At 68.8% G+C, this 23,440-nt stretch carries 26 protein-coding genes; 14 read left to right on the top strand and 12 right to left on the bottom strand.

Annotated features, from left to right (window positions below):
• Positions 1–375: 375 nt before the first annotated feature.
• Positions 376–1,167 (top strand): class I SAM-dependent methyltransferase, encoded by a 792-nt coding sequence (locus LDL49_RS40605; RefSeq protein ID WP_225299781.1) that lies wholly within the window; start codon positions 376–378, stop codon positions 1,165–1,167.
• Between the two features lie 358 nt (positions 1,168–1,525).
• Here LDL49_RS40605 and LDL49_RS40600 read toward each other — a convergent pair whose 3' ends face one another.
• Positions 1,526–2,188, bottom strand: a complete 663-nt coding sequence (locus LDL49_RS40600; protein ID WP_225299779.1) for an NADPH-dependent F420 reductase — start codon at positions 2,186–2,188, stop codon at positions 1,526–1,528.
• 101 nt (positions 2,189–2,289) lie between these two features.
• On the opposite strand from LDL49_RS40600, the gene LDL49_RS40595 reads away from it, so the two are divergent.
• Positions 2,290–2,676: a winged helix-turn-helix transcriptional regulator gene (locus LDL49_RS40595; protein WP_225299777.1), complete on the top strand. Its 387-nt coding sequence runs from the start codon at positions 2,290–2,292 to the stop codon at positions 2,674–2,676.
• 119 nt (positions 2,677–2,795) lie between these two features.
• On the top strand, positions 2,796–4,028 hold the full coding sequence (locus LDL49_RS40590) for a WD40 repeat domain-containing protein (protein ID WP_225299775.1): 1,233 nt from the start codon (positions 2,796–2,798) through the stop codon (positions 4,026–4,028).
• Here LDL49_RS40590 and LDL49_RS40585 read toward each other — a convergent pair.
• A complete protein-coding gene (locus tag LDL49_RS40585) occupies positions 4,009–4,275 on the bottom strand; it encodes a P-loop NTPase family protein (RefSeq protein ID WP_225299774.1) in 267 nt (88 codons plus the stop codon). The two genes, LDL49_RS40590 and LDL49_RS40585, sit on opposite strands and share 20 nt — an antisense overlap.
• 114 nt (positions 4,276–4,389) lie before the next feature.
• Between LDL49_RS40585 and LDL49_RS40580 the strand changes: the two genes are divergently transcribed.
• Positions 4,390–4,875, top strand: coding sequence for a C1 domain-containing protein (locus tag LDL49_RS40580; RefSeq protein WP_225299772.1), 486 nt, complete (start codon positions 4,390–4,392; stop codon positions 4,873–4,875).
• 984 nt (positions 4,876–5,859) lie between these two features.
• Here the strand turns inward: LDL49_RS40580 and LDL49_RS40575 are convergent.
• Positions 5,860–6,990 carry an MFS transporter gene (locus LDL49_RS40575; RefSeq protein ID WP_225299770.1) on the bottom strand — a complete coding sequence of 377 codons (1,131 nt, stop codon included), beginning with the start codon at positions 6,988–6,990 and terminating at the stop codon, positions 5,860–5,862.
• A 160-nt stretch (positions 6,991–7,150) separates the two neighbouring features.
• Between LDL49_RS40575 and LDL49_RS40570 the strand changes: the two genes are divergently transcribed.
• Positions 7,151–7,732, top strand: coding sequence for a TetR/AcrR family transcriptional regulator (locus LDL49_RS40570; protein WP_225299768.1), 582 nt, complete (start codon positions 7,151–7,153; stop codon positions 7,730–7,732).
• A gap of 157 nt (positions 7,733–7,889) precedes the next feature.
• Here LDL49_RS40570 and LDL49_RS40565 read toward each other — a convergent pair whose 3' ends face one another.
• Positions 7,890–8,321 (bottom strand): hypothetical protein, encoded by a 432-nt coding sequence (locus tag LDL49_RS40565; protein WP_225299766.1) that lies wholly within the window; start codon positions 8,319–8,321, stop codon positions 7,890–7,892.
• A 414-nt stretch (positions 8,322–8,735) separates the two neighbouring features.
• Between LDL49_RS40565 and LDL49_RS40560 the strand changes: the two genes are divergently transcribed.
• Positions 8,736–9,707 carry an MBL fold metallo-hydrolase gene (locus LDL49_RS40560; protein WP_225299764.1) on the top strand — a complete coding sequence of 324 codons (972 nt, stop codon included), beginning with the start codon at positions 8,736–8,738 and terminating at the stop codon, positions 9,705–9,707.
• Positions 9,708–9,862: 155 nt separating this feature from the next.
• Here LDL49_RS40560 and LDL49_RS40555 read toward each other — a convergent pair whose 3' ends face one another.
• Positions 9,863–11,008 (bottom strand): lipase family protein, encoded by a 1,146-nt coding sequence (locus LDL49_RS40555; RefSeq protein ID WP_225299762.1) that lies wholly within the window; start codon positions 11,006–11,008, stop codon positions 9,863–9,865.
• Positions 11,009–11,220: 212 nt separating this feature from the next.
• On the opposite strand from LDL49_RS40555, the gene LDL49_RS40550 reads away from it, so the two are divergent.
• Positions 11,221–11,799, top strand: a complete 579-nt coding sequence (locus tag LDL49_RS40550; RefSeq protein WP_225299760.1) for a hypothetical protein — start codon at positions 11,221–11,223, stop codon at positions 11,797–11,799.
• A gap of 3 nt (positions 11,800–11,802) precedes the next feature.
• Here the strand turns inward: LDL49_RS40550 and LDL49_RS40545 are convergent, their stop codons facing one another.
• Entirely contained in the window at positions 11,803–12,741 is a 939-nt protein-coding gene (locus LDL49_RS40545) for a helix-turn-helix transcriptional regulator (RefSeq protein ID WP_225299759.1), read from the bottom strand.
• Between the two features lie 112 nt (positions 12,742–12,853).
• Here LDL49_RS40545 and LDL49_RS40540 point away from each other — a divergent pair, with 112 nt between their 5' ends.
• The 3 genes from LDL49_RS40540 to LDL49_RS40530 are packed head-to-tail and all read left to right on the top strand — an operon-like array spanning position 12,854 to position 16,037.
• Entirely contained in the window at positions 12,854–13,687 is an 834-nt protein-coding gene (locus tag LDL49_RS40540) for an NAD(P)H-binding protein (protein WP_225299757.1), read from the top strand.
• A 38-nt stretch (positions 13,688–13,725) separates the two neighbouring features.
• Positions 13,726–14,883: an epoxide hydrolase family protein gene (locus tag LDL49_RS40535; RefSeq protein ID WP_225299755.1), complete on the top strand. Its 1,158-nt coding sequence runs from the start codon at positions 13,726–13,728 to the stop codon at positions 14,881–14,883.
• Between the two features lie 53 nt (positions 14,884–14,936).
• Complete coding sequence (locus tag LDL49_RS40530; RefSeq protein WP_225299752.1) at positions 14,937–16,037, top strand: winged helix DNA-binding domain-containing protein; 1,101 nt, start codon at positions 14,937–14,939, stop codon at positions 16,035–16,037.
• A 1-nt stretch (position 16,038) separates the two neighbouring features.
• Here LDL49_RS40530 and LDL49_RS40525 read toward each other — a convergent pair whose 3' ends face one another.
• Complete coding sequence (locus LDL49_RS40525) at positions 16,039–16,992, bottom strand: LysR family transcriptional regulator (protein WP_225299750.1); 954 nt, start codon at positions 16,990–16,992, stop codon at positions 16,039–16,041.
• A gap of 73 nt (positions 16,993–17,065) precedes the next feature.
• On the opposite strand from LDL49_RS40525, the gene LDL49_RS40520 reads away from it, so the two are divergent.
• Positions 17,066–17,317 (top strand): CBU_0592 family membrane protein, encoded by a 252-nt coding sequence (locus LDL49_RS40520; protein ID WP_225299747.1) that lies wholly within the window; start codon positions 17,066–17,068, stop codon positions 17,315–17,317.
• A complete protein-coding gene (locus LDL49_RS40515) occupies positions 17,314–17,961 on the top strand; it encodes a cyclase family protein (RefSeq protein WP_225299745.1) in 648 nt (215 codons plus the stop codon). Before LDL49_RS40520 ends, LDL49_RS40515 begins: the two co-directional genes overlap by 4 nt.
• 134 nt (positions 17,962–18,095) lie before the next feature.
• Here the strand turns inward: LDL49_RS40515 and LDL49_RS40510 are convergent, their stop codons facing one another.
• The 3 genes from LDL49_RS40510 to LDL49_RS40500 form a co-directional block, all read right to left on the bottom strand.
• Positions 18,096–18,446, bottom strand: a complete 351-nt coding sequence (locus LDL49_RS40510; protein WP_225299744.1) for a hypothetical protein — start codon at positions 18,444–18,446, stop codon at positions 18,096–18,098.
• 357 nt (positions 18,447–18,803) lie between these two features.
• Positions 18,804–19,865, bottom strand: coding sequence for a sensor histidine kinase (locus LDL49_RS40505; protein ID WP_225299742.1), 1,062 nt, complete (start codon positions 19,863–19,865; stop codon positions 18,804–18,806).
• Positions 19,862–20,515, bottom strand: coding sequence for a response regulator transcription factor (locus LDL49_RS40500; protein ID WP_225299740.1), 654 nt, complete (start codon positions 20,513–20,515; stop codon positions 19,862–19,864). Before LDL49_RS40500 ends, LDL49_RS40505 begins: the two co-directional genes overlap by 4 nt.
• A gap of 88 nt (positions 20,516–20,603) precedes the next feature.
• Between LDL49_RS40500 and LDL49_RS40495 the strand changes: the two genes are divergently transcribed.
• Entirely contained in the window at positions 20,604–21,935 is a 1,332-nt protein-coding gene (locus LDL49_RS40495; RefSeq protein ID WP_225299738.1) for a S41 family peptidase, read from the top strand.
• A gap of 30 nt (positions 21,936–21,965) precedes the next feature.
• Here LDL49_RS40495 and LDL49_RS40490 read toward each other — a convergent pair whose 3' ends face one another.
• On the bottom strand, positions 21,966–22,142 hold the full coding sequence (locus LDL49_RS40490; RefSeq protein WP_225299736.1) for a hypothetical protein: 177 nt from the start codon (positions 22,140–22,142) through the stop codon (positions 21,966–21,968).
• Positions 22,143–22,174: 32 nt separating this feature from the next.
• Here LDL49_RS40490 and map point away from each other — a divergent pair, with 32 nt between their 5' ends.
• Positions 22,175–23,023 carry a type I methionyl aminopeptidase gene (map, locus tag LDL49_RS40485; RefSeq protein ID WP_225299733.1) on the top strand — a complete coding sequence of 283 codons (849 nt, stop codon included), beginning with the start codon at positions 22,175–22,177 and terminating at the stop codon, positions 23,021–23,023.
• Here the strand turns inward: map and LDL49_RS40480 are convergent.
• Entirely contained in the window at positions 23,010–23,399 is a 390-nt protein-coding gene (locus LDL49_RS40480) for a sensor histidine kinase (RefSeq protein ID WP_225299730.1), read from the bottom strand. The genes map and LDL49_RS40480 overlap by 14 nt on opposite strands.
• Positions 23,400–23,440 lie beyond the last annotated feature (41 nt).

The raw sequence follows: 23,440 nt of genomic DNA, 5'->3' as shown, positions 1-23,440 counted from the left end.
CACTGCGCATCCGCCTGCTTGGCAGGCCATCGATCGCTTTCATCGACGATCCACGCATTCGGCCCGATACGGATATGTCGAATGAACCGCTGGCTGCCCGCCTGGCACAGTTCGTAGAAAGGGCTGCTGCACTCGCACGTACACGCGCCCACGCGCACACCATGGCGGCCGTCGTACGCCGCGTTCCACATCAGGCTTCCGCAATCCCGTCAAACCAGCGCTTACGCACTCGCTGGGCGACCATCCGGCGAGCCCGTGGACACCTCGACGCCCGCTAATCCTGTTGAGCCCGCACCCTGATTCGCGTTGGCTACGGTAGCGGCACCGAACTGTCAGTACCGTTGGTGTCCGCTTGGCTGTAGCAGGGAGTTAAACATGCAGGACATTGTTGTCGACCCCGCTGCCCATAATCGGGCAGCCTGGGACAAGTATGTCCATGAGGGCAGCGAGTGGTCGAGGCCGGTGAGTGCTGACGATGTCGAACGCGCCCGCATGGGCGACTGGTCGATTGTTCTCATCGGGCGTGAGCCAGTCGACCGCTCCTGGCTGCCGACGGACATGACCGGCAAGGACGTGTTGTGCCTGGCCTCCGGCGGTGGCCAGCAGGGTCCGATCCTCGCTGCCGCAGGGGCGCGGGTCACCGTGTTCGACAACTCGCCCCGCCAGCTCGGCCAGGACCAAATGGTGGCGGCGCGCGACGGACTTGAGCTGCGCACCGTCCTAGGTGACATGCGCGACCTCAGCGCCTTCGGCGACGCAACATTCGACGTCGTATTCCACCCGGTCTCGAACCTATTCGTACCAGACTTGGCACCAGTGTGGCGTGAGTGCTTCCGCGTCCTGCGGCCGGGCGGAACTCTGCTCGTGGGCTTCCTTAACCCTGATGTGTACTTGTTCGACCACGAGGCGCTCGACGAGCGCGGCGAGCTGGTCGTCGTGCACAAGCTGCCCTACAGCGATGTCACGCAGTACTCCGCCGAGGAACGCGCCACGAAGTTCGGCGCGGATGCCCCTCTTGAATACAGTCACACCCTCACCGACCAGATCGGCGGGCAACTCGCCGCAGGGTTCGTCCTCACCGGCTTCGCAGAAGCACCACACCAATCCAACGCATCCGCTCAATACATGTCGCACTATTTTGCGACGCTGGCGGTCAAGCCAGGCTGACCCAGCCGCGGGCCGGCCGAGATGGCCGTGTCTCCGAATGGCCAAGTGGAGCGCCGTGCCAGCCCGACCCCCACTAACTTAGCTGAGCCCCCTTATGCCAGCTTCGAGGTCTGTGCGGTATCTGGGATGCAGGGTCAGCAGGCCGGTCAATGGATTCGTGGTTCTGCGCGCAGAACGGCACCACCCAATGGTGGTTGTTCACCACTCCATGACGTGCCTCATGGCTCGATAGCTCGACCTCGGCCCGTTCGCCCCCAAGCCTCAAGGGCTCTCGGTTGGTGAGATGGTCGCGCTCCTGGGACGGGCGGGCCGATCCACTGCTCTGGCGCTGGGGCTGAAACCCTTGAACGGGTCGATGTCAGGCGTCAGAGTGTGCGAACGCCTCCTGAAGGGGCGGCAGCATCTGGCGGGCGTCGTACCCGGCGAACCACAGGCCGACCACGAACACACTCACGGCCTCCAGGTATCGCGCCCGCCTCAGCCCACCTGCCCGTACCGGCTCGAACCCCAGATCGCTCACCAGACCGGCGACCACCTCCACGGCCCGCTCATCGTCACCGCACAGCGGCACCCCCAGCCCGCGCCCTGCGTGGGAAGTCCATACCTCCGCCGCGCACACGTTGAACGCCTTCACCACTCCCGCCCCAGGGGCCCGCCTGGCCACCCGCTCGGCCACCGCGTCGTCGGCCAAGAGGAACGAGTTCGGCGCGTTGGTGAACGCGTCAGGCTCGTAGGCGTTGGTGCAGTCGACCAGCGTCCGCCCGGCCAACGCGCCGTCCGCCGCGCCGACCTCGGCGAGAATCCCGTCCACCGACAAGGCCGGTACAGCCAGCAGCAACGCCTCGCCGTGCTCCGCGGCGGCCCGCAGATCACCGCCACGGGCGCCCGCCCCGATCGCCTCGGCCAGTTTGCGCGCCTTCTCCTGCGACCGTGCGCCGACCATTACCTCGTGGCCCGCCCGCGCCCAGCCCGATCCCAGCGCCTCGGCCATCTGCCCGGCCCCGAGTATGCCAATGCGCATGTCTTTTCCTCTTCCTCGACTGAACTTCAGCTTCCCGCCGAGACGGTAGTCGTGCCGATAGGCACCTCCAGGTGCCCAACGGATGCGGGAGACTGGCGAATGTGGACCACCACGACGATGCCCCGTTCGAGCCCTACGGCGACTTCGTCGCCGACTGCCCGGCCCGTCTGGCCGTGGACCTGTTCGCCCATGCCTGGCTGCCCGTGGTGGTGTTCGCCCTCAAGGAAGGACCCATGCGCCCCGGCCGACTCCGCCGGGAGATCGGCGGCATCAGCCAGAAGGTGCTCACTCAGACCCTGCGTCGCATGGAACGCTGCGGCCTGGTCGAACGCCGACGCTATGCCGAGGCCCCGCCGCGGGTGGAGTACGAGCTGACCCAGGCGGGCAAGGATCTGCTGGTGCCGATCCGCGCCCTAGGCCAGTGGGCCTTCCGCCATGCCGACACGGTCCTGACCGCCTACGACGACTCCGCCCGCACGGCCGGCTGACCAGCACGGCCAGGCGGGCCACGGCCGGATCAGCCGACGAACCTCTAAGAGGTCTCGACGAGCAGTACTGGGTGCATGATCGTCGAGGTCTGACGTTGGAGACCTCTACGATGCCGCGTGTGGATCGCGACCAGATTCTCCTGACCCATCCCGGGACCTCGAAGCCCAAGTACCTGGAATTCCGGGTCGACGGAGTCGAACTGCACCGGAAGTGGTGGGCCGGTACCGGGAAGCCTCAGGGGCGCACGAAGGCGTTCGACGACGCTCGCGCGGCGCGCGAAGCCCTGGAGAAGGTCGTCGCCGAGAAGATGCGTGACGGGTACGCCCTGCTCCGCGACATCGCCACAACCGAGCCAGGTGACGTCGTCGTCCAGTGCGCGACGCGGGCAGAGAACGGCGTCGTGGAGATCGCCCTGCACCCGGACGGCCACACCGTCGCGGTCGCCCGCGGCATCCCCGACCGGGTCGGTAGTGTCGGCTCCGATGTGCAGACGGTGGACTTACGGACCGGCGTCCGCCAGGTGGTGTTCACCGATGCGTACCAGTACTCGCTGATCCATACCGTGGCGTTCGAACCGGACGGATCGCACCTGACATTCACCGTCCGGGACACGGGCACCATGGCGGAGGTGAGCTACACGGTGGCGCTCGCCACCGGTCATGTCCAGCGCCTGCCCCACACCCGACCAGAGTGGGACGCGGCCCGCCAGCGGATGCTGGTCGTAGGCAACGATCAAGCAGTGCGGGTGCTGGGCCCGGACGGCGGTTCGTGCCTCGATTTTCCGCCGGGCAAGCGCTTCCAGACCACCGCCGCACTGTCGCCATCGGGCCGGCTCGTCGGCCTCACCCACGATCCGGACAACCGCGATACGGGGTACGACCTCGAGATCTGGGATGTCGACGCTGGCCAGCGAGTGCTCGCCGCCCCGTTCCCCTTCCCGGCTGGGTTCCAGGGGATCCGCCGGTTCGACAAGCTGGCGTTCGACGGGACCGAGCAGATCCTCGTCGCGAGCGGCGAGACGTCAGGATGCTTCGGCCTCTCGGTGGAATCCGGCGCCCTGTGCTGGGCGATCGAGGGCGAGCGGGACGGGTACGAGCGGTTCGCCGACTTCGCACTGTCTCCCAACGGCGCCCTGCTCGCCGGCGCCCCCTCTCGTGGCCCGGTCATTGTCTATGACGTCGCGACCGGACAGCCGCTGGAGCCGCGCTTCGCCGTACCCGGCGAGTGGTCGAACTGGTACCAGGGGGTTGGTTTCTCCGCCGACGGCCGGCTTCTGGCGGTCGGCGACTACCCCGGCCGCGTTACGGTGTTCCGGTTCGACGGCGTAGATTTCACCAAGCCCGGCGGTTGACGGCCAGGACCCGGTCGACCACGGTCGTACCGCGGCTCGTCAGCGTGGTCGATGATGGCGAAGGAGTGGCCTTCTCAAGGGGCTGGTCAGCCGTAAGGTCGGCGTCCACCAGGATTCGTCGGACGGCCTCCGTCATGGAGCTGTCCTCCCCGATGACGCTCTCGCACCCGTCCGGCAGCACGTCACGCTCGATGTACCACTGACGCATCTCGCCTGCGCCGAACTGGGAACGCTGGAGCCACGTCACATGCCGACGGAGCGTCTCTTCCAACTCCGGCGACCAAGCTGAGGAGAGAGGCGGCCCAGAGCCCGGTGTCGGTGACTTCCGTCCGCGACGAGCCCGCGTGACCCCTGAGTCCTGATGGCCATGCCCTCCCGGGTGCTGACCGAGCCCCGCGAGTTGATCATCGAGGCCGTAGCCCCGGCGGAACCCGCCCTCAAGATCGGCTGGATCGCGGCGGCGGTCGACCAGGTCGCCGACACCCGGGCGAAGCTTCGGCGGCTGGCCGCTGCGTTGGCGGAGGACGCCGACCTGCTCACCAGCGGCCGGCCTGAAGTTCCGCGCCTGATCGAGCTGCTGATCCGTGAACTTCAGCCGCACGAACTCACGCGGATCACGCCACCCCGATGTGTTCGCTGGGACAGGCCTGGCAAGCTCGCTCGGGTCGTGGACGGGCGCCGGATGTGCCAGGCCTGCGCGGCTTCGACCGTCGGCAAACCCAGGTTGTCCTGCGCGGTGTGTGGCAAGACGCTCGAGGTGTCCGGGCGTGACCGGGACGGCCCCCCCGCTGCCAGCAGCACCGGCCCGAGCCCCAAGACGAGATCGCCGAGATGGCCGGCATCGTGAACACACTCGACACCGGCCTGACTGATGAGACCCGCACTCAGATCCTGGAGGAGGTCCTTCCAACCGCCGCCCAGCGAGGCGGGGTTCTCCAACAGCTCCGCGACCGTGCCGACCTTATTCACCAGAGAAGGGGCCCAAGGGTCGCCGCGGGTGATCGCGCTAACCGACCACTGAGGTTCAAGCACGGTGACCTGCGCTGCTGCCGCCGTTGCTATGCCATCGGCCTTCGCCGCACCTGCGGAAGCTGCGGGGAAGTCGGTGACATCGCCTCCAGGACCCCCGGCGGCGATCCGGTCTGCGATCGGTGTACCAAAGTCGACCCCGCCAACCACGAGACGTGCGGCGAATGCGGGCGCCGTGCCCGGTGCCGACCCCGCCAGGACGCGACGCGTTTGTGCAGGTCATGCCACACCGAGCCGGTCGCGCTTTGCTCCCGGTGCGGCAAGTCCAAACCCTACTACCGGTCCGCGACCCCCAGCCCGATCTGCCCGTCCTGCTCACGTTCCAAGGCGCCATGCGTCCGCTGCGGAAACGTCCGGCTGATCGCCTACCGGGCCGATGACGGCGGCGCACTCTGCCAGGCGTGCGGAGAGACCCCCGAGCCGTGCTCGAGCTGCGGCCGTGACTCCCGCGTCATCACCCGGACTCCCGACGGGCCGATCTGCCGTAACTGCTATCGCGCCGACCCTCGGTTCGTCCGTGAGTGCCGGACCTGCGGCACCGTCGAGCACCTGTATCACGACGGGCTCTGCAACTATGGACCTCGCCTCACAACTGCCCCCAGTCGTGGTCAGCAAGCTCCTCGGCCTGCACATCTCGACCGCCACCGAAGGGGCCCAAGCCGCAAGGAACACCCGCCCTGGCTACGCCGCGAGCGTCGCCCGGCGGCGCCGCTGACCTCCAGCATCGTGCGGGATAACCAGTCGACGGGTACTGGGGCTGATGCGCGGCAAACGTGATCGCCGCAAATTGGCGAGATGGGTGTCACCGAAGGTTGTCGTTCCGGCGCGCACTCCACACTGCCAGACCGGCCGCCAGGACGAGAACGCCGGCGAGCCAGAGGATGCCCTGGAGCGGCAGGGCATCGACGATTGTGCCGCCGGCCAGCGCGCCGAGACCGATCGAGAGGTTGAACACTGCCACCCACAGAGCGGAGGCTTCCTCGACCGCTTGTGGCGCGGACTTGATCATCCATGTCTGGAGGCTCGTGGAGACCCCGCCGTACACCAGGCCCCAGACGACGAGCAGCGTTACCCCGCCCGCGGCGGTGAGCCCTGCTAGGGGATAGAGCAGCACGGTAACCCCCAAGGCAGCGGCGATGGACAGGACCGTCCGATGGAGCCGTTGCGCCACGGCGGCACCCGCGATGAAGTTCCCGGCGACGCCTGCCAGGCCGAATCCGAACAGCAGTGGCCCGACGAGTTGCACGTCGATGCCGGACAGATCCTGCAGCACGGGGCTGATGAACGTGTAGGCCGCGAAGTGGCCGGTCACGATCAGGAAGGTTGCCAGAATGCCGATCCGGACGCCCTGGTTGCGGAACTGGTCGGCCAACCGGCGCAGGCCGACGGGTTGAGCAGCGGTCAACGGTGGCAGCACAGCCAGCAAGGAGGCCAGCACGACCAGTGCGAGGGCGCTCAAGGCGCCGAACGCGATCCGCCAACTCGCGAGCCCGCCGATCACCGTGCCGATAGGGACGCCGAAGACGTTCGCGGCCCCGACACCGCCGAAGATGATCGCCGTGGCCCGCGGCACGAGCTGGGCGGGGACAAGCCGGACGGCCAGACCGCCGGCGATGGCCCAGAATCCGCCGATCGCCACCCCGACCAGCACGCGGGCGGTGATCAGAAGTGGATAGTTCGGGGCCAGGGCGGAGGCCAGGTTGGCGAGCGTCATGAGTCCCATCAAGGCGACGAGCAAGAGCCGGCGATCCATCCTGCCGACGAGTACCGGGACCGATGGCGCCGCGACGGCGGCGACGATGCTGGGGACCGTGACCATCAAGCCTGCCGCACCCTCAGAGACCGACAGCGCCGAGCCGACGGGGGTGAGCAGTCCGATGGGGAGCTGCTCGGCAGTCACCAGGAGGAATGTGCCGAAGGCTACGGCGGACACCGCGATCCAATGATTCTTCGCTGACGCGTCTCGCCGGGTCGTCGTAGGGTCCGTTGCCGTCACGTCGTTTCTCTCCTCTTATTCGGGAGCGATCGCTCCCATATGACGGCACACCATAATACGGGAGCGATCGCTCCACAACCTTGGTAGAGTGGCGAGCATGGCACGGCCCAGGGAGTTCGACGAGCAAGACGTGATCGCCAAGGCGACCGACCTGTTCTGGCGTCGCGGCTACAACGCCACGTCCGTCCGCGACCTGGGCGCCGAGCTCAGACTCCAGCAAAGCAGCCTGTATCGGACCTTCAACGACAAGCGCACACTGTTCTTGCGGACGCTGGACCACTATCGGGCGACGGAGTCCACGCAAGCTGAAGAGCAGCTCAACGCCGACGGTCCCAGCCTCGAAGTCCTGCGAGAGTGGTTGATCTGGATGATCAGCCACGAGGCGGGTCGCGGCTGCTTCGTGGTCAATACGGCTGCCGAACTCGGCACCACCGACCCCGAGGTCCAGCAGAGGACCGAGGCCGCGTTCGAAGTCACCAGGAAAACCCTGGCGTCACTGCTCCGCCGCGGCATCCGCGACGGCGACCTGCCCGCCGCATTGGACGTCGACGCCGCAGTGGAGCTGCTGTTCACGACGGTGCTCGGACTACGCGTACGCGAACGCGCCGGACACGACGTCCAACGGCTCGCCACAGCGATCGACTTCACCATCAAAACGCTCGCGACATCTGCGACCTGACCACGCCTATCCCGGTCGCGGAGCAGCGAAGGACCGGCCGCCCCCGCCATCCGGCGCCGCCCATTGAACAGGTCCGCGGACCTGGCACTTTGAAGAGTCGACCGAATAAGGGCTGGCCGGCCGTGTCCAACCGTCCACGGCCACACCCAGGAAATCGCTATTCGGCAAATGCGATTATTACCTCATGGATTTGGACTTGCTGCGTCGCACCGACGACGACCTCGACCTTCTTGCCATGCCATGGGTTAGTGACGCCGGCGATACATTCGACGTTGCACTCGTCCTTGCGTAGGTTGAGCCGGGTCCAGCCCTTCGCTGCGAAGCCTTCAAGAATCGTGCCACTGGGGGTCTTCCCGTCAGCTGTGGCAGTCAACCAGCCACCCTCATCACCCGAATCGCAGTCGTCACGTGCCTCAAGTCTGGCGGCGATGGACTCAGGAAGAAGCGCCGATGTTGCCTTCTTGAGTTCGACGGTCTCCTGGACCGCCTCCTGACGGCAGCCCGTTTCCGTCCAGCTTGGATATTTGCAACCGGCCAGGGTGAATACCATCACGGTCGCTAACGCAGGAATGGTCCAGCGCTTGGTCATAGAGCCTGCTTCCTACAGTTGCATCCGCGACGGCAACGCCGCGCCACATCCCACTGCCTCACCAGGCTGGGCCGAGCACCGACACCATGTACCACTCAGGAGCCAGCTTATCCATCCCTTCTTATGGCCATGAGGGCTTCTTCGGGCACACTCCTCCGGAAGTGTGGATTAGGCGCCGTGACGGGCGGCACTGACGTCTAATTCGGTACCTCTTCGCGGGCCGCTGTGCCAAGGTTCTGCAGAAGATCAAGCGAACCAGGGGGTGATCACCGTTGCCCTGCCGTGATCGCTGCCTTGTGGCGCCGGGCGGGCAAAGGTCGCGAACTGTCCGCCAGGCCCTGTGGCAGGTGCGGTCCCGTACGAGTACCCCACCGCCCAACGCCGCTTGAACGAGACGAATGGGATGAGCGAGAAATGACCGAGCTGGACCTGGCCCCGGCCGACCACCCCGCGCGCCTTGAGCAGGGGCACCCGTTCCGGCAGTGGAAGACCTGGCGGATGCCCGGCAGCGAGCTGACCCTCACCGGCTACTCTCGCGCGAACGACAAGACGTTCTTCCACATCCCCGAGCTGCGGTGCAGCCTCGACGCGGGGCTGTGCGAGGGACGGCAGGTGGACACGGTCTTCCTGACCCACACCCACCATGACCATGCCAAGGACCTTGACTTCCTGGCCGCCAATCCCGCCGGCACGGACATCTACCTGCCCGCCGAGGCGGTGCCGTACGTGGAGTCCTACTTACGCGCGTCCGCGGAGCTCAACCACGGAGCGGGCTTCGATCCCGCCCTGGCGGCAGGGCACCGCTTGCACGGGGTGCGGGGCGGCGACGAGTTCAGCTTCGGGCGCCGGGGACATCACGTGCGGGTGGTGGAGTGTGAGCACAAGGTGCCCTGCGTGGGGTACGCCTTCTCGGAGCGGAGCAAGGCCCTACGGCCCGAGTTCGAACGGTTGCGGCAGGACCTGATCGAGCAGGGCAAGGGCGGTGAGTTCGGCCGGATCATGGCGCGCAAGCGCAAAGAGGGGCTCGAAGTCGACCACGAGGTCCGGCGGCCGCTGTTCGCCTTTCTCGGCGACACTCATGTGAACGTGTTCGCCCGTAACCCGTGGCTGTTTGAATACCCGGTCATCATCACCGAATGCACCTTTCTGGATGACACCGAGTTGGAGCGCGCGGAGCGGATCGGGCACACGGTCTGGAGTCGACTGCGACCCGTGGTCGAGGCCCATCCGCAGACGTTGTTCGTCCTGACCCACTTCAGTCTGCGCCACTCCGACCAGCAGGTCCTCGCGTTCTTCCGGCAGCAGTGGGAGCAGGCGAGCAACGTTCTCCTGTGGGTCCATCCGGACAGCCACCTGCCCGAGCAGCATCAGCACCGCACTCCCTGACCCCCTGACACTCCCATGTCCACGGGTCCGCCCCGAGAGAAGGGGGCGGACCCGTTCGTATCAGTAGGCGACGCATAAGACTCCCATCGCGGAGCGTTATTGATCCACTACCTGTGGTTGCCTATGCGGCCGCCCGCCAAACTGCGAAAAGGCCGCTAACAGTTGCCGAAGGCCGGGAGGCCGAGGATGCGGAGTGCGAGCCATTCGATGGCCAGCGGCCCGCCCTCGATGGCCCCCGTCACGTGGTTCGGAGCCGGGAGCGACGTCCAGCGGAGGTTGACGCCCGCCCGGCAGTACTCCGAGCGCAGCGTGGCCGAGATCGCCTGCGGGATGATCTCGTCGCCCTGGGCGTGGTAGATGAACATCGGGACGCGCGGCGCGATCGCCCCGAGGCGGTTCTCGGCGAGCCGGGCCAGCCACTTGGGCTGGTTCATCAGGTCAACGGGGCTCAGGTCGGAGAAGCGCAGGCCGGCGAGCTTGTCCAGGTCGCCCACGCAGTCGTCGGCCGCGTCCGCGAGCAGGGCGCGCCCGCGGTCGTTGAGGTCGGCCTCGAGGTCGAGCTCCGGGTAGGCGGCGTCGAAGCCGACCCCGGCCGCGGCGGCCAGGCCGAAGTCGGGCCCGCCGTCGAGGTGGTCCGCCACCGCGTGCAGGTCGGCCGGGACTCCGCCCGCGGCCACGCCCTTGAGCCGCAGCTCCGACGCGTACGATGGCTGAAGCTGGGCCGCCCAGGCAGCCGACGCGCCGCCCTGCGAGTAGCCCATCACCGCGACCGGCCCGCCCGCGGACAGGCCCGAGCCCGACACTCGCGTGGCGGCCCTGATCGAGTCCAGTACGGCGTGCCCCTGCGAGATCCCCGCCATGTAGGTGTGCACCCCGGGCGTGCCGAGGCCCTCGTAGTCGGTGATGGCCACCGCGAACCCCTTGAGCAGGAAGAGGCTGACCAGCGCGAGTTCCGCCTCGCGGCCCTGGCTCATGCTGGCCGAGGGCGCGCACTGGTCGCCGAGTCCGTGGGTGCCGACGGCGTACCCGATGATCGGGCGCTTGCCCAGCGGGTAGCTCGCCTTGGGCACGAGCAGGGTGCCGGACACGGCGTTCAGCGAGCCGGTGGCGGAGGTCGAGCGGTAGAGCAGGTGCCAGGCGTTCACCGGGACTTCGAGCAGCTTGCCCGGCAGCAGGTAGACGGTGGTGGGCTGAGCGGTGACCACGTCCCCCGCCGCGGCCGCGCGGGCCGGCGGCGCCGCGACGAAGGACGCGATCAGTAAGAGGATCATGGTCATGCTGACGCGGACACGTAACCTCATGTGCCACCCCTCTCCGTGGGGTTCGCTCAGGGGGAAGGCGGCGCCGCGAGCCGATCGTTACCCGGCGGTAACCTCATGTCAAGGCCCGAAACGACGGCGAATCCGGGCCGCAGTGAGACTGCCTCCCGCGCCACATAACACTGGCCACGACCGCATCACCGGGCCACCCCGAAACGGTGAACTCCACGGCGGCGGTCGGGCACCATGGACGGATGGATGCTGGTTCGGTGACCTTTCTGCGCGAACTCCTCGCCGAGACCGGCTGGGTGGAGCGCACCCGCGAGCTCGGCCTGGCGCTGCGGACCACCCGCTCGCCCGGCGGCCTGATGCTGGTGGGCGCGCCCGACGACGAACCGTGGCATCTCACCGCGCACCTCGCCGACGAGGCCCGGCTCTCCGAACTGCCGCAGCTCGCCCCCACCCTGGTCCGCTGGAAGCCGCCCGCCGACGCCCCGGCCCACCTGCGCGTCGGGCTCGACCGGATCCAGCGGGCGGGGCGGGGCGAGACGCTGTTCGTGGTGGCCGAGCAGGACGCGCCCGTGCCGCTGCTCGAACGGGTCAACGACGCCCGCCGTACGGGGGCGACGATCCTGGCGCTGGAAGGCGGCGACACGGCGCTGGAGGGGCTGGCGCACGACGCGATCGCCGTGCCACGGCTCGGGCCGGTCACCTTCGACGGCGCCCAGCACCTGGTCAGCATGGCCGCGGGCGAGCTGCCGGCGCGCCCGGGGCTGCGCGAGCGCCTGGCGCGCCTGCTGGAGAAGGTCAACGGTCCCCAGGTCGCCGACTGACACTCATGACCCCGCGTTGGTGAGCCTGCCGGCGAGTGCCCGGACATGCTCCTTCAGCTCGGGCGGGTCAAGGACCTGGAAGTCGATGCCCTTGAGCGCGACGTACAGGGCGATCTTGTCCAGGGAGTCGCCGCCTGCGTAGAAGAGGCAGCTGTCCGCGTCGCGGTGTTCGAGCCGGCCCGCGGTGGGTGAGGTGTGCTCGGCGACGACGGCGAGCGGCGCGTGGAACAGGATGGTCGCCCGATACCGGTACGGGGAACTTGTGAGGGCGTTGGAGACATAGGTGTGCACCCCTTCGGGGGGTTCGGCCCGAGGCGTGAAACGCGGTCCGGGTTGCGGAGCCGAGTCCATACGGTCGACGCGGAAGGTGCGCCAGTCGTCGCGGTCGAGGTCGAAGGCGAGCAGGTACCACCGCCGGCCGGTGTGGACGAGGCGATACGGCTCCACGCGGCGGGTGCGCTGCTGATACCCGAAGCGGACGCCCTCGTGGGCCCGGCAGGCGGCGGCCAGGGCGGTGAGCAGATCGGCATCCACCATCGGACCCGGACCGGTCAGCGGCAGGATGGCCGACTGCATCGCGCCCACGCGGTGGCGCAGCCGGGAGGGCAGAATCTGTTCGAGCTTGGCGAGCGCGCGTAGCGAGGTCTCCTCGATCCCGGTGACCGTGCCCGTGGCGGCGGCGCGCAGGCCGACCACGACGGCGACGGCTTCCTCGTCATCGAGCAGCAGCGGCGGCAGGGCCGCGCCGACCCCCAGCCGATAGCCGCCGGTGATGCCGGTGGCGGACTCCACCGGGTAACCGAGGTCGCGGAGCCGGTCGACGTCGCGGCGGACGGTACGGGTGGTGACACCGAGGCGCTCGGCCAGCTCGGCGCCGGGCCAGTCGGGGCGGGACTGGAGCAGGGACAGCAGCCGCAGCAGCCGCGCCGAGGTTTCCAACATCCGCGCGAAACTCCCTTCGATCCGAATCCTTGAGGACCGAACCTGTCCTCAATGGTTCCTAGTGTTCCTCGTACCGGGGTCGCCCGGGAACCCTCGAACCAAGGAGAGCTTCATGATCCTCGTCACCGGCGCCACCGGAAACGTCGGCCGCCACGTGCTCGACCTGCTGGTCGCCGGCGGCCACGCCGTGCGTGCCCTGAGCCGGTCCCCGCAGCAGGCGGTGTGGCCGGCCGAGGTCGACGTGGCCGCCGGCGACCTGGCCGACCCGGCGTCGCTGGACGCGGCCCTGACCGGCGTGGAGTCGGTCTTCCTGTTCGCCGTGCCGGGCAGCGGGCCCGCGTTCGTCGCCGCCGCCCAGCGGGCCGGCGTGCGCCGGGTCGTCCTGCTGTCCTCCGGCGGGGTCGACGACGACGCGGAGGTCCAGGACGGGCCGATCGCCACCTACCACGCCGAGATCGAGCAGGCCCTGCGCGGCTCCGGTCTGGCGTGGACGTTCCTGCGCCCGGACGTGTTCGCCGCCAACAGCCTCATGTGGGCCGGGCAGACCAGGTCCGGCGACGTGATCCGCGGCGCCTACGCCGGCGCGACATCCGCCCCGGTGCACGAAGCCGACATCGCCGCGGTCGCCGTGGCCGCACTCACCGAGGAGGGGCACGGCGGCCGCGTCTACCGGCTGACCGGGCCGCAGGCACTCAGCCACGCCGACCAGGCCGCCATCCTCGGCCAGGCGCTCGGCCGGCCCATCAGCTACGCCGAACTACCCGCCGAGACCGTGCGCGAGGCGATGAGCGCCCACGTGCCGGGCCCGATCCTGGACAGCATTTTCGCCACCTGGGCCGCCTCCGTCGGCCGCACCGCACCCACCACCACCGACATCGAGAAGGTCACCGGTCGTCCCGCGCGCGGCTACCACGACTGGGTCCTCGACCACGCTGCCGCGTTCTAGCCACGAGACATCATTCAAGGAGACCTTGCGTGTCAGACATGAGCGAAACGATCATGACGTTCCGGATCGATGTCCCCCAGAGCGATCTCGATGACCTGCACCGCCGGCTGTCGGCCGTGCGGTGGCCGAGCGAACTGCCCGACGTCGGCTGGAGTCGCGGCGTTCCCCTGGCCTACCTCAAGGAGTTGGCCGAGTACTGGCGCACCTCGTACGACTGGCGCGAGCACGAGGCCGCGTTGAACGACATCCCGCAGTTCACCACCGAGATCGACGGGCAACGGGTGCACTTCATGCACGTACGTTCCCCCCACCCGGACGCCCTGCCGCTGATCCTCACCCACGGCTGGCCCGGCTCGGTCGTCGAATTTCTCAAGGTCATCGGCCCGCTGACCGACCCGGCCGCGCACGGCGGGGACCCGGCCGACGCCTTCCACCTGGTCATCCCGTCGCTGCCCGGCTTCGGATTCTCCGGCCCCACGCGGGAGACCGGGTGGAACAGCGGCCGGATCGCGCGGGCCTGGGCGCAGCTGATGAGCCGGCTCGGCTACGACCGGTACGGCGCACAGGGCGGCGACCTCGGCGCCCTGGTCACCCCGGAACTCGGCCGCGCCGCCACCGGGCAGGTCGTCGGTGTCCATGTCAACGCGGCCTCCTTCGGGTTCATCCCGTTCGGGGAGGTCTCGGAGGAGGAGCGGGCCACGCTGACCGACGCCGAGCGGGCCCGGCTGGGACGGGCGAAGGAGTTCATGGACGACCAGAGCGGCTACTTCAAGATCTCGGCCACCCGGCCGCAGACGGTGGCGTACGCCCTCACCGACTCCCCGGTCGGCCAGCTCGCCTGGCTCGCCGAGAAGTTCAAAGAGTGGAGCTTCCCCGCCGCCGACCTGCCCGAGGCCGCCATCGACCGGGACCTGCTGCTGACCGACGTGATGCTCTACTGGCTCACCGGCACCGCCGGATCCGTCGCCAACCTGTACTACGAGAACATGCACGCCAACTCCTGGCACACCGCGCCGGCCACCACGCCCACCGGTGTCGCCGTGTTCGCCCACGACCTGCCCATCCGCCGCTACGCCGAATACGGTAACAACATCACCCACTGGTCGGAATTCGACCGCGGCGGCCACTTCGCCGCCGTGGAAGCACCGGACCTGCTCACCGCCGACATCCGGACGTTCTTCCGCCCACTGCGCTAGCGGCCCCCTGCCGGGCCGCGACGGCCCGGCACCACCACCCTTGAGGACTCCGCGTGCCACCCCTCACCACCCGCGCGCTCAACCGCGCCACCCTCGACCGGCAACTCCTGCTGCGCCGCGCGGACCTGACCGTGCCGCAGGCGCTGGACCGGCTGGCCGGCCTGCAAGCCCAGACACCGCACACCTGGTACGTCGGGCTGTGGACCCGGCTGGCCGGCTACACCCCCGAACCCACCGCCCGGCTGCTCGCCGACGGCGCCATCGTACGGATGGCGTTGATGCGCTCGACCATCCACCTGGTGACCGCCGCCGACTGCCTCTGGCTACGGCCGCTGGTGGAGCCGGTCATCGAGCGCAGCACGCTGGGTGCCTTCGGCCGCCACCTCACCGGCCTGGACCAGGCCGAACTCGTCTCCACCGCCCGCGACCTGCTGGCCCCCGAACCGCTGACCTTCAGCGACCTGGGCCGAAAGCTGGCCCAGCGGTGGCCGGAACGCGACCCGGCCGCGCTGGCCCAGGCGGCCCGCGCCTGGGTGCCGCTGGTGCAGGTTCCGCCGCGCGGGCTGTGGGGCCGCAGCGGCCCGGCCGCCCACACCACGGTCGAGACCTGGCTCGGCCGGACGGTGGACCCGGCCGCGTCGGTGGACACCCTGGTACTGCGTTACCTGGCGGCCTTCGGCCCGGCGACCGTCCTCGACGCCCAGCGATGGTGCGGGCTGACCCGGCTGTCCGAGGTCGTCGACCGGCTCCGACCCCGCCTGGTCACCTTCCGGGACGAGCAGGGCCGTGAACTGTTCGACCTGCCCGACGCTCCACGCCCAGACCCGGACACCCCGGCCCCGGTACGTTTTCTCTACGACTTCGACAACCTGCTGCTCTCCCACAACGACCGCAGCCGCGTGGTCACCGTCGACTACGCCGACCAGGGCTTCGGCCGGACGAACGAACAGCCCCGGTCCGTACTGGTCGACGGCTACGTCGCCGCCACCTGGAAACTCGCCACCAGCCGCGACACCGCGACCTTGACCGTGCGCCCGTTCCGGAAACCGACCACGGCCGAACACGAACAACTCGACGCCGAGGGCGCCCGGCTGCTCGCGTTCCTCGCGCCCAGCACCCCTGTCCACGATGTCGTGGTCCGGCCACCACGGTGACCTACGAGTCGAGTGGCTCGGGGGTGTGGAGGTGGCCGACGAGGGTGGCGTCCAGCGCGGCGGTGGCGTCCTCGATCGCGCTGATGACGACCGCCTGCACCGGGTCCGGCTCCCCCGATCTCGTACGGCTGACCCGCGTGACGGCGTCCAGCCGCCGCGCCCCCACATCCCGTATCTCGCTGACCCGCACCTCCCCCTCCGGCACGTCCAGCAGGGCGAGCGACGGCACGATCGCCACCCCATACCCGGCCGCCACCAGCGCCAGCGTGGGATCGAACTCGGTGATGACGTGCACCTTGCGCGGCTCGAACCCGTGCAGCCCGGCCAGCCGATCGAGCGCCTGCCCGCACGCCTGCTCGGGCTCGCTGGCCACCCATGGCAGCTCCGCCAGGTCGGCGACCGTGCGCGGGTCGGGCCCGTCGGGCGGCACCACGATGCGGTATTCGTCCACGTACAGGGGGCGGACGGCCAGGGACGGCTGCGCCGGCACCGGCAGGCTCATGTCCTGCTCGGTGATCAGCACGTCCACGGCCCCCAGCCGCAGCTCCTGGAGCGCGGGCTGGCCGTACACCTCGTGGATGACCGGCACGATCTTGGGGTGGCGGACGGCGAGGTCGCGCATGGCGGGCACCAGTATGTGCTTGATCACCGTCGGGAAGGCGGCGATCCGCACCGGCCCGGCCAGCCGTTCGGTGAAGCGGGTGAGCTCGCGCCTGGCCTCGGCCAGCTCGTCCTCGACCCGCTCGGCGTAGCCGGCGAGCACCCGGCCCGCCGGGGTGAGCGAGACGCGGCGCTGTGAGCGGTCGATGAGGGCGAGGCCCACCTCGCGTTCGAGCTGGGCGAGCTGCTGGGACACCGCCGACGGTGTCAGGAACAGGGCCTCGGCCGCGCGCATGACGCCGCCGCGACGGGCGACCTCGTGCAGGACACGCAGCCGGCGGGGGTCGATGTCCATGCAGATCAGCTTACGTCAACCTTTAGCAAACTTTATTTGCGCTTCAGCGCAATAGATCCGGACAATGGCGCGCATGAGCTTCCTCGTTGACGTCCTCGGCTGGCTGGGCGCCGCGTTATTGCTGTTCGGGTACGCCATGGTCTCCTCCTCACGGATGTCCGGTGACGGCGCCCACTACCAGTTGATCAACCTGGCCGGCTCGATCGGCCTGATGGTCAACAGCGCCGCCAACGCCGCCTGGCCCTCGGCGGGCCTGAACCTCGTCTGGGCCCTCATCGGCGTCACGGCCCTCTACAAGCTCACCAAGATCGGATTCGCCCGATGATCGTCGAACTCAGCCACACCATCACCGACGGAATGGTGACGTACCCCGGCATCCCGGGGCCGGTGATCGGCACGCACCTCAGCAGGGAGGCCTCGCGCGAGGTCTACGAGCCGGGCACCGAGTTCCACATGGGCATGATCACGCTGGCCGCCAACACCGGCACCTACCTGGATACCCCTCACCACCGCTACGCCGACGGCCAGGACCTGTCGCAGGTGCCGCTGAGCAAGCTGGCCGACCTGCCAGGGCTGGTGGTACGGGCCGAGGGTGGTGCCAGGAAGGTCGTCCTGGACGAGGACTTGGACGTGCGCGGCCGTGCCGTACTGATCCAGACGGGATGGGACCGGCACTTCGGCACCGACCGGTATCAGCGCGAGCACCCGTATCTGGCGCCGGAGTCGGCGGCCTGGCTGGCGGAGCAGGGGGCGGCGCTGGTCGGCATCGACTCGCTGAACATCGACGACACTCCGCCGCGCGGCCCGCGCCCGGCGCACTCGGTGCTGCTCCAGGCGGGCATTCCGCTGGTCGAGCACCTGACCGGGCTCGCGGCGCTGCCGGACGATGGCTTCCGCTTCCACGCCGCGCCGCCCATGGTGGCGGGCATGGGGACGTTCCCCGTCAGGGCCTATGCGGTAGTCCCTTAACAGCGGCCCATTCACCAACGCATTCATTCATAAATGCCCACTACGGCGGGCCGCCGCCCGGTCAGCGGCCCGCCATAGCTTTACCATCCCCTGTTTCCTATCCCGTCCAGGCTCTCAGCGGAGCCCGCCGCGCATTACTTGCAGACGGACGCGATGCAGACGTTGATGTCCTTGATGATGACCGTCGGACTGAACGTGGCGTAGGTTTTGACGACCGAGTTCTTGATGGCCGCGACGTTCACCGCGGTCCCGTTGAGGTTGTTCTGCAGGACGCCGATCTCGTTGCCGGTGAGAACCCGGTTGCCCGTGATGTTGATCTTCACCGGGACGCCAGCGATGACGTTGTTGCAGGTGACGACGTTGGCGAGGCCATTGGAGCAGGAGTAGCCGCCGGTGGCCTGAGCCATCGAGGCACCCCCCACCAGCGCGGAACCGAAGAGGCCGAGCATGAGTGCGACCGAGGCCACGCGCGTGTTCGTCTTCATGGAATTAGCCATCCCCTCTTTTGTGGTTTCTGACGGCCCATGCCTCCATGACCGGATGCCGTGGACCGCCGGCGTACGATGCGAGAACACTTCAATTTTTTACATCGGCGTCGTGCCCCCCTATTTCGGTGACGTGGAATTTATATCCCACGCCCTTCGCGAACGACAAGTCCAGAGTTTCGCCTGTGGCCTTTTCGGCTAATCGCCTTCGGCGTTTCAACCGATGGCCTTATGCAAGCCGTACAAGTATTTTGAGAGCGCTTGTCCGCTAAGGGGAGGATTTGTTTTGGGGGCGTTTGTCCGCTGAAGCGAAATGGGAGTCCCAGGGAATCGGTCTTGCCCGTGACAGCGGGCGACTCAGAAGACGACCACGACCTCCAGGCCGCCCCCTGGGTTGGGGCGTGCCCGTACGCCCGCCTCATGCGCCTTCGCGATCGACGCGACGATCGACAACCCGAGTCCGGCACCCTGCTCCCGGGTCGTGTGGAGGCGCCGGAAGGGCTCGAAGAGATCGCCCATACGTTCACTCGGCACTTCCGGGCCGGTGTTCCGGACGGTCAGAGCTCCGTGGGAGAGCGTCACCTCGACGCTTCCGCCGGGATGGTTGTAGCGGACCGCGTTGTCGACGAGGTTGGTGACGAGCCGGTTCAACAGGATCGGATCCCCATCGACGGTGAACGGCTCGATCCGGGTGGTCACGGCGACGCCGTCCGGGTCTCCTTCGGCCAGGACGACTCTCACCACCTCGTCCAGTGCCACCGGGATCCGCTTCTCGAGGCCGTGTTCCGCCTGGGCGAGGACCAGGAGGGCGTCGATGAGGTTCTCGGTGCGGTGGTTGTGGAACAGGAGCTTGTCGCGGATCTCGCCGACGTCCTCGGGCAGGCCGATCTCGATCGCCGCTCGCTGGACGGCCAGCGGGGTCCGCAGCTCGTGGGAGGCGTTCGCGATGAAGCGCCGCTGCGCTTCGACGGAGTGCTCGAGGCGGTCGAGCATCGCGTCGAAGGTGTCGGCCAGTTCCTTCAGCTCGTCCTTCGGCCCGACGAGCGCGATGCGTTCGTGCAGGGTCGACATGGACAGCCGCTGCGCGGTCGCGGTGATCCGGTGGACGGGCCGCAGGATCCGCCCGGCGACCAGCCAGCCGACGACCACTGACACCACCGTCAGGAGCCCGACCGTCAGCTCGGTCACCCCCCACTGGTACTGGATCACGTCGTCCACCAGATCGGGCAGCACCGGCGGCAGATCGGCCGGCACTTTCCGCAGCGGTGCCAGTGGCGCCACCGGCACCCCCTGGATCCGCGAGATCCCCCTGTGCAGCGCCTGGCTCAGTAGGAGGTTGACCGTGATCAGCAGCACGGTCGAGGTCAGCAGGAACAATCCGGAGTAGATCAGCGTGAGCCGTACCCGGATCGTCGTCACAACACGTATCCCGCGCCAGGAACCGTCTGGATGCAGGCCGGGTCGCCCAGCTTGGCGCGTAAGCGGCTGACCACGACCCGAACCACCGTGGTGAACGGGTCGACGTTCTCGTCCCATGCCTCTTCGAGCAGCCGTTCAGAGCTGACGACCGCGCCGTCCGCTCTCATCAGCACCTCAAGGACGGCGAACTCCTTGAGCGACAGGTGCAGATGCCGCCCGTCCCGCGAGGCCTGCAGCCGGTGGGCGTCGAGCACGATCCCGTGCCGCGTCAGCACCGGCGGCACCTGCGCCTGGCTGCGCCTCCCCAGCGCCTGGACCCGGGCGACCAGCTCGGCGTAGTCGAACGGCTTGGGCAGGTAGTCGTCGGCCCCCATCCCGAGGCCGGCCACCCGCTCCGGCACCGCAGCGGCGGCCGTCATCATCAGGATCCGGGTACGGCTCCCGCGCGCCACCAGATCACGGCACACGAGGTCGCCGTGCTTCCCGGGCAGGTCCCGGTCCAGTACGAGGACGTCGTAGTCGCTCACCGCCAGCCGCTCCGCCGCGGCGGCCCCGTCGTAGACCACGTCGACGGCCATGGCGTGGCGGCGCAACCCCACCGCCACGAGATCGGCCAGATCGCGTTCGTCTTCGGCCACCAAGACCCGCATGCTGACGTTCGTACCCGAATCGGGGTAACAGCGGCGTTAACGGATCCGTTCACGGCCGTGCAACCCGCTTCCGGCCACCATGACAGCCATGATCAAAAACCTCTGCGCCGCCTTGCTGACGGCGGCCTGCGCCCTGTCCGCACCCGCGTCCTCGCCGGCCGCCGCCTCAGACGACCGCTGCACCGCCGCCACGGCGCCGCCGCCGCAATCGGCGCCGCCCACCTCGGTGAACACACTCCGGCAGGCGTACTTCTGCGTGCTGGACAACTACTACAGCGGTCCGGTCATGGACCCGAGGGCCCTGCTGAAGAGCGCTTTCGCCGCCTACACCCAGGACCTGATGCGGCGCGACGCCGATCGGGCCGACCTCCGGTTGCCCGAGCTGACCGGGAACCGCGACACCGACTGGGCCGCCTTCGCGCAGGTCCTCGGCGCGGGTGACGTGTCCGCGCTGCGCGCCGCGATCACCGGAATGGTCGCCGGGCTGCACGACAACCACGCCCGCGCGGTCAGGCCGACTCCCCCGCCGGAAGGGGGGCCGACCGGAACGGGCATCGTGGGCGTGTCGGCCGAGCACGGCCCGGAACTCGACCCGGCGGCCAAGCCGCCGTTGTTCATCACCCGTGTCCTGCCCGGCAGCCCCGCCGCCAAGGCCGACATCAGACCCGGCGACATCATCGTCAAGGTCAACGGCGTGCCGGCGTTCATCGGGAACACCGTGAACCAGAGCATCGTCGACGCCTTCACCACCTCCGGCCCGGTGAAGCTCACGCTCAAGCGCCCCACGACGGGACGGATCCGCACCGTCGACCTCAAGGAGGGCCCCATCACGAGGCAGCCTCCGGCGGTGACATCGAAGACGCTTCCCGGCGGCGTCGCGTACGTCCAGCTGCCCGGTTTCTTCGAAGGGGCCGCTGACCAGGTCATCGCCAAGCTCCAGGGCGCACAGAAGGCGGTGGTCCTCGACCTGCGCGGCAACGGCGGCGGGTCGCCTCGTGAGGTGACCCGGCTGCTCGGCGCGTTCGCCCACGGCAAGGTCACCAGCTACTTCTGCCCGCTCCAGGGAGACTGCGTGCCCAACCGGACCGACGACAGCGTCCCGCTGCTCGGCCTGCGCCTCGTCGTCCTCACCGACCGGGCCTGCGCCTCGGCCTGCGAGGACTTCAGCGCGGCCGTCAAGGACAATGGACTGGGCACCCTCATCGGGACCCGCACCGCGGGAGCCATCTCCGGCCCCGCCGAAGGCTACCTCCTCGACGACGGCAGCCTCCTGCTGCTGCCCAAGGTCCGGCACCTCGGGCCCGCCCGCGAGATCATCGACACGATCGGTGTACCGGTCGACCACTACGCCCCGATGACCGCCCTTGACCTGGCCACCGGCCGCGATCCGGGCGTGGCGAAGGCGCTCGCGTCGCTGTAGATCCGCGAGCCCGAACGTTGGATCTGCGGCCTAGTCGTCGTCCTGGTCGGCCTCGTCCCACGCCTTGTTGCGGTCGGCGGCGCGCTGCAGCGCGCCGGCCGCCTCTTGCTCGCTCTCGTAGGGGCCCATCCGGTCCTTGTTGGGACAGCCCTGATCGGGCTCGACGCGCATGTGCTTGAGGCAGAACCACCACTGGCCATCGCTCACGGGATCAATCCTGCCCCGTAGACTTGCCTTTCATGACGACATTGCTCCAGCCAGGGCGAGTTTCGCCCATTCGAAAGGTCCCCGCGCACATCCAGCGGCCGGAGTACGTCGGCAAGAAGCTTCCCAAGACCGGCGAATCCGACGTCAAGACCCCGGAGACGATCGAGCGGATGCGGGTGGCCGGCCGGATCGCGGCGCAGGCGATGGCCGAGGTCGCCAAGCACATCCAGCCCGGTGTCACGACCGACGAGCTGGACCGGATCGGCCACGAGTTCCTTGTCGACCACGGCGCCTACCCGAGCACGCTCGGCTACAAGGGCTACCCCAAGTCGCTGTGCACGTCGATCAACGAGGTGATCTGCCACGGCATCCCCGACGACACCGTGCTGCGCGACGGCGACATCGTCAACGTCGACATCACCGCGTTCATCGGCGGCGTCCACGGCGACACCGACGCGACCTACCTGGTGGGCGAGGTCGACGAGGAGTCACGGCTGCTGGTGGAGCGCACCCGCGAGGCGATGATGCGAGCGATCAAGGCGGTCGCGCCGGGACGGCAGCTCAACGTGGTTGGCCGGGTCATCGAGGCGTACGCCAAGCGATTCGGCTATGGCGTGGTGCGCGACTTCACCGGGCACGGCATCGGCACCACCTTCCACTCGGGCCTGATGGTGCCGCACTACGAGGACCCGTCGCTGCGGGTCGAGCTGGTGCCGGGGATGACGTTCACGATCGAGCCGATGCTGACGCTGGGCACGATCGACTACGACATCTGGCCCGACAAGTGGACCGCCGTGACCAAGGACCGCAAGCGCACGGCTCAGTTCGAGCACACGATCGTGGTGACCGACACGGGCAGCGAGATCCTCACCCTCGCCTAGGCACCACGCCGCTGACCGTGGTGCCCTCGCCCTGCGTGCCGGTGACCGACAGGCTCCCGCCTAGTTCGGTGAACGTGGCCCGCATCCGCGCGATGCCACGGCCCGCTCTGAGGACGGCGAAGCCCTGGCCGTGGTCGCGGATCGTCATCCGCAGACCGTCCCGGCCCGAGGTCACCGCGACGGAGACCAGGCTCGCGCCGCTGTGCGCCTCGACATTGCCGAGAGCCTCGCGCATGGCGGCCAGCACGCCCGCCGCTATGCGCGACGGCACGTCGGTCGAGGGCAGCGCCCACGTCTCGACGGCGATGCCTGTGCGCTCCGACCACTCCGCCAAGTAGGTCTCCAGCGCCTCCGCCAGGCTTTGCCCCCCGCGCATGCGCGTCTCTTTCGACAACTCTGATCGCCTCTCTGAGCACA

Origin of the sequence: Nonomuraea aurantiaca (assembly GCF_020215705.1) — a bacterium.
Taxonomy (GTDB): Bacteria; Actinomycetota; Actinomycetes; order Streptosporangiales; family Streptosporangiaceae; genus Nonomuraea; species Nonomuraea aurantiaca.
The sequence above is the reverse complement of the archived record's forward strand: the minus strand, read 5'-3'. Positions and strand labels throughout refer to the sequence as shown.

Bases quoted from the DNA above. Each gene is read 5' to 3' on its own strand.
- LDL49_RS40605 (WP_225299781.1), top strand. From the start codon at position 376: ATGCAGGACATTGTTGTCGACCCCGCTGCCCATAATCGGGCAGCCTGG.
- LDL49_RS40565 (WP_225299766.1), bottom strand. From the start codon at position 8,321: ATGACCAAGCGCTGGACCATTCCTGCGTTAGCGACCGTGATGGTATTC.
- LDL49_RS40600 (WP_225299779.1), bottom strand. From the start codon at position 2,188: ATGCGCATTGGCATACTCGGGGCCGGGCAGATGGCCGAGGCGCTGGGA.
- LDL49_RS40500 (WP_225299740.1), bottom strand. From the start codon at position 20,515: ATGCGGGTCTTGGTGGCCGAAGACGAACGCGATCTGGCCGATCTCGTG.
- LDL49_RS40540 (WP_225299757.1), top strand. From the start codon at position 12,854: ATGATCCTCGTCACCGGCGCCACCGGAAACGTCGGCCGCCACGTGCTC.
- LDL49_RS40570 (WP_225299768.1), top strand. From the start codon at position 7,151: ATGGCACGGCCCAGGGAGTTCGACGAGCAAGACGTGATCGCCAAGGCG.
- LDL49_RS40555 (WP_225299762.1), bottom strand. From the start codon at position 11,008: ATGAGGTTACGTGTCCGCGTCAGCATGACCATGATCCTCTTACTGATC.
- LDL49_RS40580 (WP_225299772.1), top strand. From the start codon at position 4,390: ATGGCCATGCCCTCCCGGGTGCTGACCGAGCCCCGCGAGTTGATCATC.
- map (WP_225299733.1), top strand. From the start codon at position 22,175: ATGACGACATTGCTCCAGCCAGGGCGAGTTTCGCCCATTCGAAAGGTC.
- LDL49_RS40480 (WP_225299730.1), bottom strand. From the start codon at position 23,399: ATGCGCGGGGGGCAAAGCCTGGCGGAGGCGCTGGAGACCTACTTGGCG.
- LDL49_RS40550 (WP_225299760.1), top strand. From the start codon at position 11,221: ATGGATGCTGGTTCGGTGACCTTTCTGCGCGAACTCCTCGCCGAGACC.
- LDL49_RS40545 (WP_225299759.1), bottom strand. From the start codon at position 12,741: ATGTTGGAAACCTCGGCGCGGCTGCTGCGGCTGCTGTCCCTGCTCCAG.
- LDL49_RS40515 (WP_225299745.1), top strand. From the start codon at position 17,314: ATGATCGTCGAACTCAGCCACACCATCACCGACGGAATGGTGACGTAC.
- LDL49_RS40495 (WP_225299738.1), top strand. From the start codon at position 20,604: ATGATCAAAAACCTCTGCGCCGCCTTGCTGACGGCGGCCTGCGCCCTG.
- LDL49_RS40535 (WP_225299755.1), top strand. From the start codon at position 13,726: ATGAGCGAAACGATCATGACGTTCCGGATCGATGTCCCCCAGAGCGAT.
- LDL49_RS40525 (WP_225299750.1), bottom strand. From the start codon at position 16,992: ATGGACATCGACCCCCGCCGGCTGCGTGTCCTGCACGAGGTCGCCCGT.
- LDL49_RS40560 (WP_225299764.1), top strand. From the start codon at position 8,736: ATGACCGAGCTGGACCTGGCCCCGGCCGACCACCCCGCGCGCCTTGAG.
- LDL49_RS40510 (WP_225299744.1), bottom strand. From the start codon at position 18,446: ATGAAGACGAACACGCGCGTGGCCTCGGTCGCACTCATGCTCGGCCTC.
- LDL49_RS40520 (WP_225299747.1), top strand. From the start codon at position 17,066: ATGAGCTTCCTCGTTGACGTCCTCGGCTGGCTGGGCGCCGCGTTATTG.